Raw genomic sequence first — 20,384 nt, forward strand, 5'->3', positions numbered from 1 at the left:
AAACAATAGGGAGCACACGTGGGAAGTAATCCGATTCGGGTAGCGATTGTCGGTGTCGGTAATTGCGCCGCATCGCTGGTGCAGGGCGTTCAGTATTACCAGGATGCGAGTCCTGACAGCAGCATTCCGGGGCTTATGCACGTCGAATTCGGCAAATACCACGTCAGCGACGTCAACTTCGTAGCGGCCTTCGACGTCGACTCCAAGAAGGTTGGCTTGGACCTTGCCGACGCAATTGGGGCGAGCGAGAACAACACCATCAAGATCGCCGACGTGCCGGCCACGGGTGTCCAGGTCCAGCGCGGTCCCACATTGGATGGGCTCGGCCGCTATTACCGGGAAACCATTCAGGAAGCGGATGACGAGCCGGTCGATGTTACCGCCACACTGCGCGAGGCCAACGTCGACGTCGTCGTTTGCTATCTGCCCGTGGGTTCCGAGGACGCGGCCAAGTTCTACGCCCAGGCCGCGATCGACGCCGGTGCCGGTTTCGTCAACGCCCTGCCGGTTTTCATCGCCGGAACCAAGGAGTGGGCGGACAAATTCACCGATGCGGGGCTCCCGATCGTGGGCGACGACATCAAGTCGCAGATCGGAGCGACCATCACGCACCGGGTCATGGCGCGGCTTTTCCAGGACCGTGGTGTGGTGCTGGACCGGACGTATCAGTTGAACGTCGGCGGCAACATGGACTTCAAGAACATGCTGGAGCGCGACCGGCTGGAATCGAAAAAGGTATCCAAGACGCAGGCTGTGACCTCGAATACGACGGCGGACCTCGGCACCAGGAACGTCCACATTGGACCGAGCGATTACGTGCAATGGCTTGATGACCGGAAATGGGCCTACGTCCGTCTGGAGGGGCGGAACTTCGGGGATGCGCCGGTGAATCTGGAATACAAGCTCGAGGTGTGGGATTCACCGAACTCGGCCGGAGTCATCATAGATGCGGTGCGTGCGGCGAAGATCGCGCTGGACCGCGGGATTGGCGGGCCGCTGCTGTCAGCGTCGAGTTACTTCATGAAGTCGCCGCCGGAGCAGTACGTGGACGACGTCGCCCGCGCCAAGGTCGAGGATTTCATTGCCGGCAACGCGGAGCGCTGACGTCGTTAAAGGCGGAAGCCCGCGCAGGGAAGCGCGGGCTTCGCTCGGATCAGGACTGAGGCAGAACATCAGTACCTCCTGCTCGGTGCCCCATCTGGGCGGCATATTTACTTGATGTACATGATGTGCTGCGGCGAGATGTGGCGCGCTGAGACGTCCTGCGCGTTCGGCAGCCCTCGGCTCGGGTCCTGGCTGCGTATTCGCTTCCAGTTGGAAACGCTGTCGCGGATTTTCTTTCCCACGGTGATCACCTCCTTTCCAGGTGGTTCTGATGTGTCATCAACGCCGTCGACGTCGACAACCGGCTCACGCTGGATGACGGCAGGGGCGGAGAATATGAGTTCTGAGGCCGGTTTGGCCGTCGGGGCATTGTCGACGGCGGACGTCGGGCCGGGTAGCGAAGATGTAAGAGTGCGCACTGGGATTCCTCAAGAAGTTTTTGATTTGAGGCCTCCGCGCAGAAATGCGCCGGAATTACTTAAACTTGTGCTGTCGGGCGAATTACCGGACTGAGCAAAGAATTAGCGCGGGAAAATTGCGGAGGCGGGGCTGGCAGCAGACATGGCTGCATACGGCGTAAAGACGCCCATGTGGCAAATCTTAAAATTATTCACATTCCCCACCTCCTTTTCATACCGAAACGCTAATAGAAACAATGTGCGAGATTGAACCTTCCCAATCGCACAAAAATAACGGTACAGCAGTACGTAATGTTTTCCCAGCAGAAAGCGGAAACTTTTTAAAAAACTTTCCACGCCAACATCTTCAAGACCGGCACCTACACACTCCAGGCCAATACGGCAGGCGTTTCCCGATCCCAGCCGAGAGTACAGACCTTGCCCGTGCCAATAATGAAGTGATGCCCTGCCTCCGGCGGCAGTCCAATCCACCTGGCGGTCAGCAGCCGCAGAAAGTGGCTGTGCGCGACCAGCAGGACGCTTTCCACACCCGAGGATTGCGCCCGTTCAATCACGGCATCGGCCCGATCCGCAACCTGCCGGGCGGATTCGCCGTTCGGTGCACCGTCGCTCCAGATGGACCAGTCCGGTGACGTCTGGCGGATTTCGTCGGTCTTCAGGCCTTCATAATCGCCGTAATCCCATTCGACGGCCCTAGGTTCCACCTCCGCGTCGGGAAATCCGGCCAGCCCGGCGGTGTGCTGGGCGCGGCGGAGGGGCGAGGTGAGCACCAGTCCGAAGGAGATTTCAGCCAGCCGCGGCTTTATTTCCCCGGCGAGTGTTTCCCCCTCAGGAGTCAGCGGCACGTCGGTCAACCCAGTGTGCTGCCCGTCCCGCGACCACTCCGTCTCGCCATGACGCAGCAGCCACAGCCGCGTTCTGTCCGACTTGTGGTTCGTCACGTCGCTGATCGGGCTGGTCACAGGCTTCCTCCACTCGTTTAGATGCAGATGCGGCTTTATTCCGCGGATTCAGGCTGCTCGGCCCACCATGCTCGAAGCTTACGCTCGGCCTCGGACGCTTCCAAGGGACCATGTTCCATCCGCTCATTGAGCAGGAATTTGTAGGCCCGCCCGACGACGGGTCCCGGCTTAATCCCCAGCAGCCCCATGATCTGTTCACCATTGAGGTCAGGGCGGACGGCCTGCAGCTCTTCCTCTTCCTGAAGCTTTCCGATCCGGGCTTCGAGATCGTCATAGGCGAAAGCCAACCGGTCGGCTTTCCGTTTATTACGGGTGGTCACATCCGAACGGGTCAGCCGGTGCAGCCGTTCCAGCACCGGACCGGCGTCCGTGATGTAGCGCCGCACGGCCGAATCGGTCCAGCCTGCCTCGCCGTAGCCGTAGAACCGCATATGCAGTTCCACCAGGCGCGCAACCGCCTTAATGCTGTCGTTGTCGAACCGAAGCGCCTTCATCCGTTTGTTGGTGAGCTTCGCTCCGACAACTTCGTGATGCCTGAAACTGACCCCGCCGGAAGGTTCGAAGCGCCGCGTTGCCGGCTTGCCGACGTCGTGCATTAATGCTGCAAACCGCAGGATGAAGTCGGGGCCGGGCACCGCGCCGTCGTCGCCGGTTTCCAGCTCCGCCGCTTGCTCCAGCACCGTCAGCGAGTGCTGGTAGACGTCCTTGTGCCGGTGGTGCTCGTCGACTTCCAGCTTCAGTGCCGGCACTTCGGGCAGCACGAATCCGGCCAGCCCGGTCTCCACCAGCAGGTCCACCCCGGCCCGCGGATCGGCGCCGCAGATCAGCTTGATCAGCTCGTCCCGGACCCGCTCGGCGGAAATAATCTTAATCCGTTCGGCCATGCCGGTCATCGCCTGCGAAACTTCCGGCGCCACCTGGACCTTCAACTGGGCGGCGAAACGCGCGGCCCGCATCATCCGCAACGGATCATCGGAGAACGACGTCGACGGCGGCCCGGGGGTGCGCAGGACACCGGCATGCAGATCCTTCACGCCGCCATATGGATCCACCAGCTCCATCGACGGCAGCCGCAGCGCCATCGCGTTGATAGTGAAGTCCCGGCGCAACAGGTCATCCTCCAGCGACGCGCCGAAGACAACCTCGGGCTTGCGGGAGTCAGCGTCATAGGCATCCGCGCGGTAGGTCGTGACCTCAAGGGTCAGTCCCTTCCGGCGCAGGCCGATGGTGCCGAAGTCGCGGCCAATCTCCCAGTAGGTGTCGGCCCATTTGCGTACGACGGCGATTATCTCGTCCGGCGTGGCGTCGGAGGTGAAATCCAGGTCCGGCGAAACACGCCCGAGAAAGAGATCACGGACCGGCCCGCCAACCAGGGAGAGTTCATGTCCGGCACCGGCGAACAGCTCTCCGAGCTCCAGAACAATGGGATCGAGCGTCGAGGGATCAAAGAGCTTCACCATAGTGGCTTAAATCCTGCCAGACTTTCACGTGCCGTTCATCACCGGGTCTAAAAATCGTTAGAGTGGTCTGCATGGCGCACCCAGTCCCGAGAGCACCGAAGCGGACCCCATTGACGGTGTCAATGGGATCCGGTTCCATGCCTCCGGCGCATACTGGTCTGCCCACCGTTGAAGAGGTTTCGGCAGGTGGCGTCGTCGTCGATACCGCCGATAACCTGCAGCGGGTGGCCATTATTGCCCGGCTGAACCGTGGCGGCCGGCTTGAATGGTGTCTTCCCAAGGGCCATCCGGAGAACAAGGAATCCAACGAGGAAGCCGCCGTCCGGGAAATCGAGGAGGAGACCGGGATTGCCGGCCATGTCCTCGCGCCGCTGGGCAGCATTGACTACTGGTTCACCGTTTCCGGACACCGCGTCCACAAGACGGTCCACCATTTCCTGCTTAGGGCCACCGGCGGTGAGCTCACCATCGAGAACGATCCAGACCATGAAGCCGTCGACGTCGCGTGGGTCGGAATCGCGGACCTCGCCAAGCGGCTGTCGTTCCCGAATGAACGCCGAATTGCCGATCTGGCCCGCGAAGTGCTCCCACAGCATGTCTAGAACTGCCGGATGACTGCTGCAACCTCCACTGACCGGCCCGCGCCCAACGCTGCACGCTCCAGCATCATCATGGCGGCCGGAACGGTCGTCTCCCGCGGGCTCGGGTTCCTCAAGACCATGCTGCTGGCCATCGCGCTGGGCACCGCCACCGGTGTGGCCGACATTTTCGACGTCGCCAACCAGATCCCGAACATCATCTACCTTGCAGTCGCCGGCGGGGTTTTCAACGCCGTCCTGGTGCCGCAGATCATCCGTGCCAGCAAGCGGGAGGACCGTGGCGCGGACTATGTAAGCCGGCTGCTGACCCTGATGGTCCTGGTCATGCTGGGCCTGGCCGCCGTCATCACGCTCTCCGCAAGCTGGATCATTCCGCTGCTGACCACCGATTTCGACGCCGCCCAGACCGCTTTGGGGATTACCTTCGCCTTGTGGTGCCTGCCGCAGATTTTCTTCTACGGCCTGTACGCGGCGCTGGGGCAGATCCTCAATTCCTACGGGTCATTCGGTCCTTATATGTGGGCGCCGGTGGTCAATAACGTCGTGGCGATCGGCGGCCTGCTGATGTTCCTCGCGCTGATGGGGGCCCAGGAAATGCAGCAGGGCCAGGCCGTTGCGCACACCGTGGAAAACTGGAGCACCGCGCAGACCCTGCTGGTCGCAGGCACGGCAACGCTGGGAATAGCCGTGCAGTCGCTGGTACTGATCTGGCCGGTGAAGAAGCTCCGGCTGGGCCTGCGTCCGCTGTTCGGCTGGCGCGGGATCGGTCTGGGACGGGCGGCAAAACTCGCCATCTGGACGCTCGGAACGATGATTGTCGGTAACGGCGCCTTCCTGATTTATACCAAGATCGGAACGATCGCCACGGGCTCCCGCGACCAGCTCGAAGGGGCAGTCGCCGGACCGTACACGCTCACCGCGGCAACCATGGTCTACCTGCTGCCGCACTCGATCGTGGTGTTGTCGGTGGCGACAGTGCTTTTCAACAGGATGTCCCACGCCGCCAGCAATAACGACGACGACGCGATGCGCCACATCCTCTCCCGGGGCCTCCGGACGGTCGGAGTCGCGACAGTTTTCGGCGCTGTGGCCTTGCTGGTGCTGGCCGGACCGTTGGGCATGCTCTTCAGTGGCGGTTCCGCACCGGCGGGCGCGTTGGTCGGCATCGTCCTGTCATTACTCGCCCTCGGCCTGCCCTTTTTCAGCGCCAACTTCATGATGAACCGCGTTTTCTATTCCTTCGAGGACGCCCGGACTCCCTTCATCATCCAGCTCATCCTCACCGCGATCGGAATCGGCCTCGCGGTCGGTGCCGCCATGTTCCCGCCTCAATGGGTCATCTTCGCCCTTGCCACCAGTTACACGCTCGGTACTATCGTGGCAGTCGCCATAACGCACCGGTTCCTCAAGAAACGGTTGGGCAATTACGACGGCGGCCGCATCGTTGTTGCCCACCTGCGGATAGCGTGCGCGGCGCTCGGCTCCGGCGCTGCCGGCGTCGTCGTCGTTTGGCTGTTTGGCGGCTATAGCCCCGCCGGATTTGTCTGGGATTCCATCCTGTCGGCCATGCTTGTCGTGGTCATTGGCGGAACCGCGATGGCTGCCGTGTACCTGCTGTTGCTGAAACTCTTCCGGGTCGACGAGCTGAAGGAATTTCTCGAACCGGTGCTGGAAAAGCTGGGCCGCGGGCGCGGGGCGCGGCATCAAGGAGCATGACGTTTTGGATTGGCGTCCGCGGTGCTGACAGGCTTTAGTCAGGTCGCGGAAGGTAAGATCTGTACAACTTAATGATTCGATCGTGTCCAAAATGAATTAGCACAGCCTAGTTGGGAGGTAACCGTGCCACAACGCGTTGACGTCGGCTCCGTATTGGGCGGTCGCTACAAGGTCACCGGTGAGGTGACCGCGTCTGCAGAAGGGGATCTGGTTCTCGATGGGGTGGACCAGGTCCTTAACCGCAGCGTCAGCATCCTGGTAGCAGGACCGGAAAATGCAGAACAAGTAGCCACCAGCGCGAGGGAAATCGCCACCGGTGAACGCCCGGGCAATGTCCAGGTCCTGGACCTCGGCCTAACTGATGGCCGAACCTATTTGGTCACGAACCACACGTCGGCTGCGGATCTGCTCGACCTGGTGGTCGCGGCCAATCCTCCCTACGTTGAACCCTTTTTCACAGATACCCTCGGCACGGAGATTTTCGGCCAGGCGCGTCCCACGGAACCGGAAAATTACGACGACCGCTACCAGCATGTCCGGTATGAAGATGAGCCGCGGCCGACCGTCCAGACGCCGCCGGCCAGAACCAACCGGCCGATAGTTCCACCTCCACCAAGCGCGCCGCCGCGCAGTGCCGGGAGACGGCCGGAGGGCGGAGACAATGATTCCGCCCAAACTGCTGCGACGGCGGCTTCCGCGGCCGCCGCAGCAGGTGCAGCGTCCGGAGCCACCCAACAGCATCGGGAAACACCACCGCCAACGACACAAAAGCCAAAGGTAACGCTTTGGGACGATAACGACTACGGGCATGTCGACGAGGAGCCGCGCCGGGGCCCGCGGGACACCCCCCGCCCTGGTTATGGTGCCGCGGCGGCCGGAGCGGGAGCGGCTTCGGGACGGGCCGCGTCGCACTTCCCCGCTGCGGCCAGGGGAACCGGCGGAGTCCTGCCGGACTACGACGACGAAGCCGACCGGAAGAAGAGTCCCCGCTTTACCCGTTGGCTCGTCGGGGGTGTGCTGGCGGTATTGCTGATTGCCGCCGTCGTCCTGGCCGTTGGACAACTCGGTTCAATGTTCCAGCCCACCGCCTCCGACCCCAGCGGAGCCGGCCAAGAGGCCAGTGCCCCGGAAAGCCAGCCGGAGGATACTTCCGGCTCTTCCAACTCCGCCAGCCCGGAAGAATCCCCATCGGCCTCACCAACCCCATCTGAATCCGCCAACGCAGGAGTCCAGCCCGTGGCCCAGAGCGTGACCCGTCTGGTACCCGACGCGCCCGACCTCGACGCAGTGAACGACGGCGCATTGCCGCAGACGATCGACGACAATCCCGCTACATCCTGGAACAGTCTGTTGTACGCGAACGACACCTTCGGAGGGTTCGCATCGAACCTGGCCCTCGTCGTCGGACTGCAGGAGCAGTCAACGATTACTCAGGTCCAACTTGAGCAACTCAACGGCTCGGGCGGCAGTTTCGAGGTCCTTGTGAATGATGAGCCAACCCTTGAAGGGGCCCAGCAGGTGGCGCAGGGCAGCTTTACCGCTCCCAGCATCACCCTCCCGATTCCAGAGTCGAACGGCGAGCCCCGGACCGCTCAGTACGTGATCATCAACTTCACGGAACTCCCACAGCTCGCCAACAGCAACGGCCCGTTCCCGTGGGGGATCAAACTCGCCGAAATCAATATCAGCTGAGGCATCGTGGACCGGCCGGAATATCCACAGTTCAGAATAAGTTGTGATCGTCAGAGGCAACAGGCGGCGGGCGGGAGCCCTTCAGACAAAGTCTCCGGCGCCGCGCACTACCAAGGAAGAGGTTCACTGCCAGTGAGCACTGATACAGATATGTCCGCATTCGCAGAAGACGGGTCCGGCAGCGACATCCACGACGTGATTATCGTTGGCTCCGGACCCGCTGGATACACCGCCGCCGTATACACCGCACGCGCGGCGCTGAAGCCATTGATGTTCGCCAGCTCCGTAGAGGCCGGCGGTGAGCTCATGAACACCACTGACGTGGAGAACTATCCCGGGTTCCCCGAGGGTGTTATGGGACCTGACCTGATGGAACAGTTCGAGAAGCAGGCAGCGCGTTTTGGAACCCGGATCGAATTCGAGGACGTAACGAGGCTCGAGCTGAAAGGTGACATCAAATCGGTCACTATCGCTACCGGTGAGACTTATCTGGCCCGGGCCATCATCATCTCCACAGGTTCGGCCTACCGCGAACTTGGACTTGCGGACGAAAAGCGGCTCTCGGGCCATGGTGTCAGCTGGTGTGCAACCTGCGACGGTTTCTTCTTCAAAGACCAGGACATTGCCGTCGTCGGTGGTGGAGATTCCGCCATGGAGGAGGCTCTGTTCCTGACCAAATTTGCCAGCTCCGTGACTGTGGTTCACCGCCGCGACAGCCTCCGCGCCTCAAAGATCATGCAGGACCGGGCGTTCGATAATCCAAAAATCAACTTCGTCTGGAATGCCGGCGTCACCGGTATCGACGGTGACGCAAAGGCTTCAGGCTTGCGACTGAAGAACAACCTTACCGGCGAAGAAAGCGTTCTGGCTGTCACCGGTGTATTTGTCGCCATCGGCAATGACCCGCGCGTGGACCTCGTCAAGGACCAGCTCGAACTGACGCCAGAGGGAACCATTGCCGTCCAGGGCCGCAGCTCGAAGACGTCGCTTCCTGGCGTTTTCGCCGCCGGGGACGTTATTGACCCGACCTACCGCCAGGCCATCACAGCATCCGGTTCGGGCTGTGTTGCCGCTATCGACGTCGAGCACTACTTGGCGGCGCGTCCAGGCGGCGTTCCCGCGCAGACGGTTCCTGTGGAAGAAGCAGCAACGGTCTAGTAGACCCCATCACCAAGAATTGAGAAAAATATGAGCAACGCAAAAGATGTAACTGACGAGACATTCCAGGCAGATGTTCTCGACGCCGGCAAGCCGGTCATTGTCGATTTCTGGGCCGAATGGTGCGGACCATGCCGGAAGCTTTCGCCGATTCTCGACGAGATTGCCGCTGAGCATTCGGAAAAGATCGATGTGGTCAAGCTTAACGTGGACGACAGTCCCGGAATCGCCGCAAAATACGGAATCACCTCAATTCCGGCCGTTTATGTCTTCAAGGACGGCGAAGTCGCGGCAACGGCGATTGGTGCCAGGCCGAAGCAGTACTTTGAGCAGGAATTTGCAGAGTTCCTCAAGTAATTAACGTGAACGCGGCGCAGGCAGGAACCAACCTGCAACGAAGCGACATCAGCCAGCGCGTAGTCACTCTCCGTCGGAGGTTGCTGCGCGCTGGCGTTTCCGTGTCGTATCTCGATCCAGCCGATGTAAACAATCCCTCATTCTTCGACGACCATGTCGACGCTGCAGTACGTGCCTTCCAGCAGAGCAGGGGGCTGATCGTCGACGGCATTGTTGGTGAAGAGACAGACCATTCCCTTAGTGAAGCCCAATTCAAGCTGGGAGACAGAACCATTGGGTACAACGGACCCGGAAACGCTCCCACCCGTGGGGACGATGTTACTGAATTGCAGCGCCAGCTCTCGCATTTAGGTTTCTTCTACGGCCATATCGACGGAGAGTTCGGTCCGCCGACTCAAGCCGCGGTCGAGGAGCTGCAACGTAATGTCGGGCTTGAAGCCACCGGTTCCTGCACCGGCGCCACGATTTCCGCTCTCGCCCGGATCAACCGGTCTATCAGCGCGAGCAAGGCCTTTTCACTTCGTGATTACGAACGGCTAAATCAGGCGAGCGCGGCGCTTTCGGGGCGGGTCATAGTTCTTGATCCAGCACCTGAGGGCGGTCTCCCAGTGGACTCCTTGAATCAAGAACGCTTGGCCGAAAGCCACATCACCTCAGATATAGGGCAACGTGTTTCCTCCATTCTCGATCGATTCGGTGCGAGAGTCGTTTCCACCCGCGTCGAGGACCAGTATCGGACACCACGCGAGCGGATCGAATCAGTTCGCGACAGCGGTGCGAGTCTGGCGATCACATTGCATTGCGATTGGTTGTCGAACCCAGTTGCCAGCGGGGTATCCGCTTTTTATTGGGGACTACCCGAAAGCAACGAGACACGGTCCCCAATCGGGGAGCGCGTCGCCCATCTCCTGCAAAGAGAAGTGGTAGCGCGCACAGGAATGGTCGACCTCGGTGTCCATCCCCGCTCCTGGGAGACGTTGCGCTCCAGTAGGATCCCATCGGTACAACTCGAGCTGGGATACTTGAGCAACGACGACGACGCAGCCAAACTGGCCACCCCGGTCTTCCGCCAGGTACTGGCCGACGCTATCGTAATCGGCATCCAACGGCTCTACCTTGTCGAAGAAGACGACCATCCGACGGGGAGTCTCGGTGTAGACGACGTGGGACGCTTCAATGACGTCGTTGCCGAACGTGAACCGTAGAACTTCGAGGTCTGCACGTTCCGCAACCAATAATGGTTTATCGGATCTGAGTACGTACAAATCTGGGGAGAAACCCAACCCAATCCTGGCGATCCGCTGTTCCACGTAGACACAACAGTCCAATAAAAGATCGGATTCCGTGCTGCCCCGTCAGCATGGGAACGTTCATACTGCCATGTGCGCCGATTCGACGTTATGTTTCACGTGGAACCAGTCCTCCGGAAGCCTATCCTGCGCGGCCATAGCTTACACGAAACACCTGCCGGCGCAGGATCACCAAACTTCTCCCAGAGTTCCGAACAGAGAACACCAACTCAGACCGAAAGCAGCGGGAAGACAGGGAGAAGTTGTAAAGCACCCCACATGACGCAGCGACATCTGCCGAATACGGTGGACTTTACCGAGATAAGTCTCTCGCGCAGTGACATTCTGGGTTCTATAGCCCTGCTCTCAGGGCGACGGGGCGTGCCTATACGCAGTGCACCGCGTGCAGCTTTGCACGACGGCAGAGACCTACAACCCGGCCTAGGTCCTGCCTCCCTCGCCGGGAGGAGGGAATGTTCCCAGAGCTATACCGATTTTTGTGACTCCCGGTCGGTCTCATCTCGGGCCGGTGGAACTGTTCCACGTGAAACGTTGGCCCAGAATGCCCTCGCAGCCGCTACCGCCAAGCGACCGTCCACCTCCGGACCGCGGGCGGTGTTCATCGGGTCGCCCGGCCCCGCCCATGGGCTCCGAGGCTAACGTCTGGATCCGCCTCATCAGACTGGGAACCTCGGCTTGCCAGCGACCGTGTGCGGACCACACTTTACGACTTCGGCGGGCTCCGCGTGGAACATCTGAAAGCCTTCGGACCGGGGCCAGGCAGATTTCACGTGGAACATCCGGCGTCTTGAATGTACCGATGGTTACCTACCTAGAAGAAGCGCCGCCCCAGAGATCCAGATGCCGTCAGCATATGTATATCCAAACTCGGATCTGTAACGGACCATAGAAAATACGCGCCCGTGCCCTATAGAAATCTATTCATTGACGCATAGTTATAACGACGCTTGGGGTAAACAACGGGCCACTCCCTGGTGGCGCGCAACCTGTGACCAGCCCCCACCGGAGTCGTCCGCGCTACGCTGTTCCCGGATACCACTGAGCTATATTTCCCGTTTGAAGTAAAGACAGTTCACTCGGACTAGACGTAGCTGCCGACAGATACCGACTGATGCGCCCTGACTAAGGGTACGCTATGGGTCTAGGGCGCTTACATCGAAGGATTCCGGGGGGATGCACCTCCGTTGCGCAGTGCGTCCTTGTTCCACGTGAAACGCCGATGTGACCCCGCTCTACGTCAGGTTCAGGGTCAACAGCCTTGAGAAAAGGCCTTACTGCGGACGTTTTGCTCATCATCCTTCCAGGGAAAGACTAGCTGAACGTTTCCTAGCAACAACAGGAGGTCAGTGCACGGCCCCGAACTAATGTGCCCGTCGCTTGGCTCCTGGTCGGAGCTGTCAGAAGCAACAAAGAAGGGGGCATAGAAGCATTCGGAGTATCACATCGCGTGCCGCAAGGAACCCGCAGAAATACGTTGCATGCTTTGGCGGGCCGCTTCCTCCATTCCATGTTTCACGTGGAACATCCGCAACGCCGGCCGAGAGATCGCGCTGCACTCTTAGACACCGGCGCCTGTCCGCTACGAGCGGCCGCCACAATCAACGGTGCCGTCGGAGACGCAGAGAAAGTCGCAGGACTATCAGGAATCCCACGACAAATTGATAGCAATGGCTGCGTCGAACCAAGAATACTTGGAGTGAACATGGCGAGGACGAGCGTATGCCCCCTTTTTCCCTAACCCAGGAAAGTCGTCAAAATTGAGCGACGGTTCCAACAATATTTGCGTCGATAGTGGCAAACTCCTTCGTGCTATTCAGCCACCACCAGATCAGACGCGGCTGGGGGGTCTGTTTCACGTGAAACAGACCCCCCAGAACAAACCCGGCAGATCCTAGTTCGGGCTAGGGTTCAGCACGCTCATGATGCGGTTTAGGTCATCCACGCTGGCAAACTCGATCGCAACCTTCCCCTTACGCGCGCCCAACGTAATTTTGACGCTGGTATCGAGCCGATCGGAGAGGGAGGTCGCCAGGTAGTCAAGTCGTTCGTGCCGCGCCCCGGCTTCTGGCCTGTTGCTTCGCACTGGGCGCTTGAGTCCATCACTCATCGATACGATCTCCTCAGTGGCCCTGACCGATAGACCCTCCGACACGATTCTCTGCGCCAGCTTCTCCATCTCCGCGGCGTCCGTAAGACTCAGTAGTGCCCGTGCGTGCCCGGCGGAAAGGACACCCGCGGCAACCCTGCGCTGAACCAACGGGGGCAACTTCATGAGTCGGAGCATATTAGAAACCTGAGGACGGGATCTCCCGATGCGATCCGCCAGCTCATCGTGGGTACATCCAAAGTCATCTAGCAGCTGCTGATATGCAGCCGCCTCCTCCAGCGGATTCAAATCGCTGCGGTGAAGGTTCTCCAGTAAAGCATCCCGAAGGAGATCATCATCGGTCGTGTGCCGGATAATGGCAGGAATCGCCTCGAGTCCTGCTTCCTTGGTGGCGCGCCAACGCCGCTCGCCCATGACGAGTTCGTACTCGTAATCCCCACCTTCAGAAGATGGACGAACGACAATAGGTTGCAGGACTCCGATCTCCCGAACGGAGTGGACCAATTCAGACATGTCGTCTTCATCGAAAACGTTGCGCGGCTGCTTCCGATTGGGGTGGATGGAACCTACAGGCACTTCTGCAAAGGAGGTCCCTGGCACCTCAACCAGCGTTTCACGTGAAACCTCGGCCTGTCCTTGCCGCTGCTCTACAGGAGGCTGTTCCTGGGCCGATGGCGCAGATTCGGGGAAAAAGACGTCAACCGGCCGGCCTGCCCGCGCTACCGGCTTTTGTTCGACTGTCTCGCCTTCTGCGCCGGGCTCGGGCGGAACGCTCGGAATAAGGGCACCCAGGCCTCTACCGAGTCCTCTGCGTTTTTCAACCACGGAATTGTCCTCCCTATCGCCCACGAGAAGGGGCGGTTCTACGTGAAACATTCTTACTCAGTGTAAGGGTTTCAGCGACGAGAACCGGGCGGGTTGTTCAGGGTGTCTTGCGTTCTGCGATTTCCGTTGCCGCTTCCAAGTACGACAGCGCACCGCTGGAGGACGGATCGTATGTCATAACGGTCTGCTGATAGCTAGGCGCTTCGGATATACGCACGGAACGGGGAACTACAGCCCCTAGAACCTGGTCCGGAAAGTGCTCACGTACTTCGGATGCAACTTGGGCAGCAAGATTTGTGCGGCCGTCATACATGGTCAAAAGTATCGTGGAAACAACCAGATCTGCGTTCAAATGCTTTTGGATCATCTCGATATTTTTGAGCAACTGGCTCAAACCCTCCAGAGCGTAGTATTCGCACTGGATAGGTATCAGAACTTCGCCGGCGGCCACAAAAGCATTCACCGTCAAGAGACCCAAGCTTGGTGGACAGTCGACAAATACGTAATCGAGTCTTTCCTGACCAGCCTTTTCCCTGTCCTTGGCGTAGACATCGAGCGCCCGGCGCAGACGCTGTTCACGTGCAACGAGCGATACGAGTTCTATTTCAGCTCCGGCTAAATGGATCGTGGCCGGAGCACACAGCAAACTGGGAATGTCAGCTGACGGGCTGACTACCTCCGACATGGATACATCATTGATGAGAACGTCATAGATGCTCGTCACTTCCGCGTGGTGATCTACGCCCAACGCAGTCGATGCGTTTCCCTGGGGATCTATATCGACCACAAGGACGTTCAGCCCCGCCCCTGCAAGAGCCGCAGCAATATTGACCGTGGTTGTAGTCTTGCCGACGCCCCCCTTTTGGTTGCTGACGGTGAAGACGCGTGTCTTGTCAGGTCGGGGAAGGGACCGTCCGGCCAGCTTTTCCCGGCGCTTATTCTCGCTCGCGAGTTCCCTGGCAAGGGGCGTGCTGTCATCCAAGCTATCGATGACGTTGGGGGAAGCCTTGTCGGCGCCATCTTTGGGGGCCTGCGGCCGTGCGTTCAACACAGGGGAGGATTGGGCCTTACCGACTGCCTCTGCAACTGCAACGGATGAACCACTCTGCGACGGGGAAGAGTTTCCATTCCTGGATGCCACAGTACTGGAGGGCGTTTCACGTGAAACTATGCCAATATTTGCGGGGTCAACAAACGAATCAGGTTGTCCGGTCGCAATTTGGGTCGAGAACGCGGAACCAAGGGAGCCGAGTGGAGGTATTCGCTTGGATGAATCTTTAAAGCTCACTGGGACTCGCTAACTTTCGAGATGAATTCAGCCATTTCTTCAAGGGTAACCGGTACGGAACGGACCGCCCGGCAATGACCTGCCGCACAGGATGCACCTACCGGGTCTAAGCCCGGCCCACTCTGATCCGCACCACCGTCGTCGGATCCTCCAGCAGATTAGCGCCGGCCGTTACCACTGAAGTCTCAGTCCCGCCGAGCTTGCGGATCCTCTTTGATGCGGTCTCCAGCTCTTCACCGGCACTGCGACCCTTGATAGCCAATACTTCCCCTTGGCCGTGAAGAAGTGGAATAGTCAGCTGAACGAGTTTTGACAACGCCGAGACAGCCCGGGCAGTTACGACATCAGCATTCACTGAATCAATCACTTGCTCAGCCCGACCGCGGAGTACAGTGACGTTGGACAGTTCAAGATCGGTGACAACTTCGCCAAGCCATTGTACGCGCCGCTCGAGGGGTTCGATCAGCGTCACTGTCAGGTCCCGGCGGGCGATCGCCAAGGCCAGGCCAGGAAGTCCTGCACCACTGCCTACATCTGCTACGTGCGCTTTGCCGGAAATGAGCTCCCCAACGACCGCACAATTGAGGACGTGCCGACTCCACAACTTGGGGACTTCCCGTGGCCCTAGAAGGCCGCGTTCGATGCCAGTGGTGGAAAGATGCCTAACGAATCGTTCAGCCAAACCAAGCCGGTCGCCAAAGACTATCTCGGAAGCACGCCTCTCCGCCTCAGTTATTTCCACCAGACACCCTTGCTCTGTAGCATGCATCGCGCTGAATCCGGTACCCGGACATCGGTAATGTTCTTAGTCGTCGGCCATCGATACTACGATGTGGCGCTTGGAGCCTTCACCTTCAGATTCGCTAATGTACCCGAGGTCCGCAACGGCATCATGTACGATCTTGCGTTCGTAGGCGCTCATCGGCGCTAACGCGTACTCTTCGCCGCTCTCCTTCACCTTGGCGACAGCATCCTCGGCAAGCTTTGTGAGCACGGCACTGCGCTTCTCACGGTAATCCGTGATGTCGAGAACAAGCCGTGACCTGTTTTCTGTCGCGCTGAGAACTGACAACCGGGTGAGCTCCTGAAGTGCTTCCAGGACCTCCCCATCCCGGCCTACAAGCTGCTGAAGCCCTTCGTTCTCGTCGTCATCCGAAACTATGGATATGTACGTACGCCCATTGCGGATCTCGATGTCGATGTCCCCATCGATGTCGGCAATATCGAGCAGTTCCTCGAGGTAATCAGCGGCTACGTCGCCCTCCTCTTCGAGACGACTCGCCGTCGGCTCTTCAGGAGCAACGCCGTCGTTCTTCTCTTCCGTGGTCTCTTCTATGCGCTCAGTCGTCATTTTCTCTTCCTATTTTTACGTGCAGGTTGTTGACGCTGGCCGCGGGGTGCCGCAGGCGTCTCGACAGCGGCTTCGTCCTTCTTCGCGTCCTCGACGGGCAGTCCCTTACGTGCCCTGCGTTGGGCGAGTGCCTTTGCGGCAGGCGATCCCGGCGTCGGCATCCGGCGGATCACGAAGAACTGCTGTGCCATGGTCCAGATATTGGTGGTTGTCCAATAGACCAAAACACCGATTGGGAAGTTTATGCCACCAATTGCGAACACGAGCGGCAGGATGTACAGCATCATCTTCTGCTGCCGCATGAAGGGGCTGGCCATTGCCTCTTCGGACATGTTCTTCGACATGATCTGCTTTTGGGTGATGAATTGCGATGCGGTCATCGCGACGATCATCACCAGGGAAAGGACAACAACGGTCCACTGGCTCTCGCCTCCACCGCCGTGCAGCAGCGTTGCCGATAGTGGGGCGCCAAAGATGGTCGCCGCGTCGAACTCCTGAACCTGATCCGGGCTCAGCGCTCCGACTTTTTCTCCGGCTTCAGCAGCATCAGAGATCCCATTCAAGACAGTGAACAGGGAGAAGAAGAACGGCATCTGGATAAGCATGGGAAGACATGCCGAGAACGGGTTGGTCCCGTGTTCCTTGTACAGGGCCATCTGTTCCTGCGTCATGGCCTGACGGGAGAGCTGGTCGGTCTTTCCCTTGTATTTCTTCTGCAGCGCCCGCAACTCGGGCTGAAGCGCCTGCATCCCGCGCTGGGCCTTGATCTGCTTAACGAAAACAGGAATCAGTGCAGCACGGATCACCAACACGAGGCCAATAATGGACAGGGTCCAGGTCCAGCCCGACGCCGGATCAAGCCCCAGGAAGGTAAACGCCTCGTGGAAGCCGATCATGATGATCGACACAAACCATCGGAAAGGCAACAGGATGGTGTTAAAGAATTCGAACATTATCTTCTACGCTCCTCAGGCCGCGTTACGGCCCTGTACATCCGACGGAATCTCGGGGTGATTCAGCACAACTATCTCGGGGGTCCTGTCCGGATCGCTCCATACCTTCCCCCCACCTGGCACATGATCGACGCCACCGCCATTCCATGGATGGCATCGGGCAAGTCTCCTTGCAGCCAGCCAACTGCCTTTGACTGCTCCATGAACCGTGATGGCTTCCAGAGCGTAGGCAGAGCAGGATGGGAAGAACCGGCATACCTGCCCATAGAGCGGAGATACAACCCGCCGGTACAGTTTCAAGATGGCGATGAGGACGCTCTGGGGAAGAGTCCAGAGGATACGGAGCCCCGGGCGACGGAGAACATCAGATGCTCTCATTCGCCCTGTCCTTTCTCTGCACCAATATCCCGGTCACCACGGCCAAGCCGCTTGAAAACAACGGACCTGGCCTTCCCATAGTCTCTTGACAAATCGTGCCAAGAGGCCCCGGCGGCAGGCGCCAATGCGCGGACTACGAACGCCAACCCGGTTGGATGTGACTGGACGTCCGCAGCGGCGAGTTCCCGCAACCGTCTCTTTACTAGATTACGCGTAACGGCGTTGCCTACCGACTTGGAGACAATAAAACCTGCTTTTGTCGCCTCTGCCGGAGAAGTCCGGACGGCATATAGCACTAAGTTCCGGCGCCCATAACGGGCCCCGGAACGTACGGTTGTGGAAAACTCTGCTGATGTCCGCAGTCTGTTCCTGACGGGCAACACCGCCGGATCAGTTGCGTTGCCGCTGAGGCAGCATCATCAACATGCTGTTTATGGTTAGGCCGACAGTTCGGTGCGGCCCTTGTTGCGGCGTGCCGACAGAATGGCACGTCCGGCGCGGGTACGCATACGAAGACGGAAGCCGTGCTTCTTGGCACGACGGCGGTTATTCGGCTGAAAAGTCCGCTTGCTCACGGTAGTAACTCCAAGACATCAAGGATGCGCCTACCCGATACGACAATGGGGAAGAACAGGCTGGCGCTATGTATTCGGGTGTTCGCTCATCTCCATCCCCCTTGACCGTGCTATCAACAGCGGTTCCTGGGCGTGCGGAAGTGCCATGAACGGACACAAAGGACTACATTACGTTAGGCGAGAAGCCCAACTCACGTCAAACTGCGGCCCAGGAACAGCCTACTAGGTGACTGGCGTTTTCTGTGGAAAACCGGGGCGTGTCCAATGCTTCCCTGACCCTGTAGAACATCACCTGTGTGATTTTTCCACAAGGCCGATCCCAACTATGTTCTGTCCGGCACTTGCTTTAGGCTTGCCGAATGAATCATTTATCCACCGGCTGTGTATAACTCTGTGGATGATGCCGCCAACCAACTTCCGATCATCCAAGAGGGGTCCGCGTGAGCACTGACGAATTGAATGACGTCGGGAGTTCATGGCGCCAAGTGGTGCAGATACTCAAGGAAGATGACAGAGTTACCCCCCGTCACAGGGCCTTCGTCGTGCTGGCTCAGCCATTGGGCTTGATCGGTACAACATTGCTTCTGGCCGTACCGAACGAGTTGACGCGTGAAGTCATGCAGACTCAGCTGAAAAACCAGTTGGATCAGGCACTCCGCACTGTATTTGTTGCAGACATCCTGTGTGCCTTCAGTATCGACTCCGATCTCACTCCGGTTCACGATGAGGAGCCGGAACCCACTCCCCGTCCGATGCCGGCTCCCTCACCTGTCCCCGCCCCTGCCGACGCCGCCGGCCAGCCGTCGATGCCGAGCGACCCACAGGAATTTGGCCGGCTGAATCCAAAGTATGTTTTTGATTCATTCGTGATTGGCTCCTCCAACCGCTTTGCCCATGCCGCCGCGGTAGCAGTGGCCGAGGCTCCGGCCAAGGCCTACAACCCGTTGTTCATTTACGGCGAGTCCGGTCTGGGCAAGACACACCTGCTGCATGCGATAGGCCACTATGCCAGGCACCTGTACAGCGGCGTTCGTGTGCGTTACGTCAATTCGGAGGAATTCACGAACGAATTCATCAACTCAATTCGCGACGACGAGGGTACGAGCTTCAAGTCCATCTACCGCAATGTGGATATTCTGCTGATAGACGACATTCAGTTCCTGTCTGGGAAGGAAGCGACTCAAGAGGAGTTCTTCCATACGTTCAACGCCTTGCACAATCACAACAAACAAGTCGTCATTACTTCGGACCAGCCTCCGAAACAGCTGTCCGGGTTTGAGGACCGCATGCGGTCCCGATTTGAATGGGGACTGCTGACCGACGTCCAGCCTCCAGAGCTTGAGACCCGCATCGCCATTCTCCGGAAAAAGGCCGCTGGTGAGGGGTTGTCCGCTCCCGATGATGTACTCGAGTACATCGCGTCAAAAATATCCACCAATATCCGTGAACTTGAAGGCGCGCTAATCCGCGTTACGGCATTCGCCAGCCTGAATCGCCAGGAAGTCGATGTCTCGCTGGCCGAGGCCGTGCTCAAAGACCTGATCAGTGACGATGCGCGTGAAATCACATCGGCGACGATTCTTGGGCAGACTGCAGCATACTTCAAACTCAGCATGGAAGAACTGTGCAGCAAATCCCGCACCAGGACGCTCGTTACTGCGCGCCAGATTGCGATGTACCTGTGTCGCGAATTAACCGACATGTCGCTTCCGAAAATCGGCCAGGAACTGGGAGGACGGGATCACACAACGGTGATCCATGCGGACCGTAAGATCCGGGAGCTCATGGCTGAGAGGCGGGTTATCTACAACCAGGTGACCGAGCTGACCAACGCCATCAAACATCAGCAAAGGGAAGGCTAACGCCCTCGCAAAACACCGGATCCAGCAGTAATTAACAGCTGTGGATAACATTGTGGACAGTTACGTGGACAAGTGCACTCCTCCGGGGGAAAACTACCGGGGCTCCTGTGGATCCCTGAAATGACGGGGTAAGTTGTCCACATTGATCAACAGAACCGCTGCGGCCAGCCCCACAAACTATCCACAGGCGACATCAGTGGCATACCAGTCCTGAATAAGGTTATCCACAGTTTCAACAGGGGTTATTAACACTACGAATCTTAAACAT

At 59.0% G+C, this 20,384-nt stretch carries 19 protein-coding genes; 8 read left to right on the top strand and 11 right to left on the bottom strand.

Annotated features, from left to right (window positions below; genetic code table 11):
* The first annotated feature begins 18 nt into the window (after positions 1-18).
* The gene (locus ACX80B_RS05385; protein WP_459293859.1) at positions 19-1,104 is read left to right on the top strand and encodes an inositol-3-phosphate synthase; all 1,086 of its coding nucleotides are present in this window, start codon (positions 19-21) and stop codon (positions 1,102-1,104) included.
* A 107-nt stretch (positions 1,105-1,211) separates the two neighbouring features.
* Here ACX80B_RS05385 and ACX80B_RS05390 read toward each other — a convergent pair whose 3' ends face one another.
* The 3 genes from ACX80B_RS05390 to ACX80B_RS05400 form a co-directional block, all read right to left on the bottom strand.
* A complete protein-coding gene (locus ACX80B_RS05390; RefSeq protein WP_459293861.1) occupies positions 1,212-1,523 on the bottom strand; it encodes a hypothetical protein in 312 nt (103 codons plus the stop codon).
* A gap of 359 nt (positions 1,524-1,882) precedes the next feature.
* Positions 1,883-2,464, bottom strand: a complete 582-nt coding sequence (locus ACX80B_RS05395) for a histidine phosphatase family protein (RefSeq protein WP_459294296.1) — start codon at positions 2,462-2,464, stop codon at positions 1,883-1,885.
* Positions 2,465-2,520: 56 nt separating this feature from the next.
* Positions 2,521-3,945 carry a CCA tRNA nucleotidyltransferase gene (locus ACX80B_RS05400; RefSeq protein ID WP_459293863.1) on the bottom strand — a complete coding sequence of 475 codons (1,425 nt, stop codon included), beginning with the start codon at positions 3,943-3,945 and terminating at the stop codon, positions 2,521-2,523.
* 71 nt (positions 3,946-4,016) lie between these two features.
* Between ACX80B_RS05400 and ACX80B_RS05405 the strand changes: the two genes are divergently transcribed.
* From ACX80B_RS05405 to ACX80B_RS05430, 6 genes are all read left to right on the top strand, one after another.
* Complete coding sequence (locus ACX80B_RS05405; RefSeq protein WP_459293865.1) at positions 4,017-4,547, top strand: NUDIX hydrolase; 531 nt, start codon at positions 4,017-4,019, stop codon at positions 4,545-4,547.
* 9 nt (positions 4,548-4,556) lie between these two features.
* Positions 4,557-6,260, top strand: a complete 1,704-nt coding sequence (gene murJ / locus ACX80B_RS05410; RefSeq protein ID WP_459293867.1) for a murein biosynthesis integral membrane protein MurJ — start codon at positions 4,557-4,559, stop codon at positions 6,258-6,260.
* A gap of 123 nt (positions 6,261-6,383) precedes the next feature.
* Positions 6,384-7,952 (top strand): ABC transporter substrate-binding protein, encoded by a 1,569-nt coding sequence (locus ACX80B_RS05415; RefSeq protein ID WP_459293869.1) that lies wholly within the window; start codon positions 6,384-6,386, stop codon positions 7,950-7,952.
* Between the two features lie 150 nt (positions 7,953-8,102).
* Positions 8,103-9,110, top strand: a complete 1,008-nt coding sequence (gene trxB / locus ACX80B_RS05420) for a thioredoxin-disulfide reductase (RefSeq protein WP_459294298.1) — start codon at positions 8,103-8,105, stop codon at positions 9,108-9,110.
* A 30-nt stretch (positions 9,111-9,140) separates the two neighbouring features.
* Entirely contained in the window at positions 9,141-9,467 is a 327-nt protein-coding gene (gene trxA / locus ACX80B_RS05425) for a thioredoxin (RefSeq protein WP_459293871.1), read from the top strand.
* 5 nt (positions 9,468-9,472) lie between these two features.
* On the top strand, positions 9,473-10,672 hold the full coding sequence (locus tag ACX80B_RS05430) for an N-acetylmuramoyl-L-alanine amidase (RefSeq protein ID WP_459293873.1): 1,200 nt from the start codon (positions 9,473-9,475) through the stop codon (positions 10,670-10,672).
* A gap of 1,996 nt (positions 10,673-12,668) precedes the next feature.
* Here ACX80B_RS05430 and ACX80B_RS05435 read toward each other — a convergent pair.
* The 8 genes from ACX80B_RS05435 to rpmH form a co-directional block, all read right to left on the bottom strand.
* Positions 12,669-13,709 carry a ParB/RepB/Spo0J family partition protein gene (locus tag ACX80B_RS05435; protein ID WP_459293875.1) on the bottom strand — a complete coding sequence of 347 codons (1,041 nt, stop codon included), beginning with the start codon at positions 13,707-13,709 and terminating at the stop codon, positions 12,669-12,671.
* A 97-nt stretch (positions 13,710-13,806) separates the two neighbouring features.
* Complete coding sequence (locus tag ACX80B_RS05440; protein WP_459293877.1) at positions 13,807-14,997, bottom strand: ParA family protein; 1,191 nt, start codon at positions 14,995-14,997, stop codon at positions 13,807-13,809.
* A 106-nt stretch (positions 14,998-15,103) separates the two neighbouring features.
* Entirely contained in the window at positions 15,104-15,742 is a 639-nt protein-coding gene (gene rsmG / locus ACX80B_RS05445) for a 16S rRNA (guanine(527)-N(7))-methyltransferase RsmG (RefSeq protein WP_459294300.1), read from the bottom strand.
* A 60-nt stretch (positions 15,743-15,802) separates the two neighbouring features.
* On the bottom strand, positions 15,803-16,348 hold the full coding sequence (locus ACX80B_RS05450) for a Jag family protein (RefSeq protein WP_459293879.1): 546 nt from the start codon (positions 16,346-16,348) through the stop codon (positions 15,803-15,805).
* Complete coding sequence (gene yidC / locus ACX80B_RS05455; protein ID WP_459293881.1) at positions 16,345-17,301, bottom strand: membrane protein insertase YidC; 957 nt, start codon at positions 17,299-17,301, stop codon at positions 16,345-16,347. Before yidC ends, ACX80B_RS05450 begins: the two co-directional genes overlap by 4 nt.
* A 15-nt stretch (positions 17,302-17,316) precedes the next feature.
* On the bottom strand, positions 17,317-17,679 hold the full coding sequence (yidD, locus tag ACX80B_RS05460) for a membrane protein insertion efficiency factor YidD (protein WP_459293883.1): 363 nt from the start codon (positions 17,677-17,679) through the stop codon (positions 17,317-17,319).
* The gene (gene rnpA / locus ACX80B_RS05465; RefSeq protein ID WP_459293884.1) at positions 17,676-18,062 is read right to left on the bottom strand and encodes a ribonuclease P protein component; all 387 of its coding nucleotides are present in this window, start codon (positions 18,060-18,062) and stop codon (positions 17,676-17,678) included. The genes yidD and rnpA overlap by 4 nt, the downstream gene beginning before the upstream one ends.
* Before the next feature lie 54 nt (positions 18,063-18,116).
* The gene (rpmH, locus tag ACX80B_RS05470; RefSeq protein WP_459293886.1) at positions 18,117-18,254 is read right to left on the bottom strand and encodes a 50S ribosomal protein L34; all 138 of its coding nucleotides are present in this window, start codon (positions 18,252-18,254) and stop codon (positions 18,117-18,119) included.
* A 440-nt stretch (positions 18,255-18,694) separates the two neighbouring features.
* On the opposite strand from rpmH, the gene dnaA reads away from it, so the two are divergent.
* Positions 18,695-20,116, top strand: a complete 1,422-nt coding sequence (dnaA, locus tag ACX80B_RS05475; RefSeq protein WP_459293888.1) for a chromosomal replication initiator protein DnaA — start codon at positions 18,695-18,697, stop codon at positions 20,114-20,116.
* The last annotated feature ends 268 nt before the right edge of the window (positions 20,117-20,384 follow it).

This window comes from Arthrobacter monumenti (assembly GCF_054511255.1).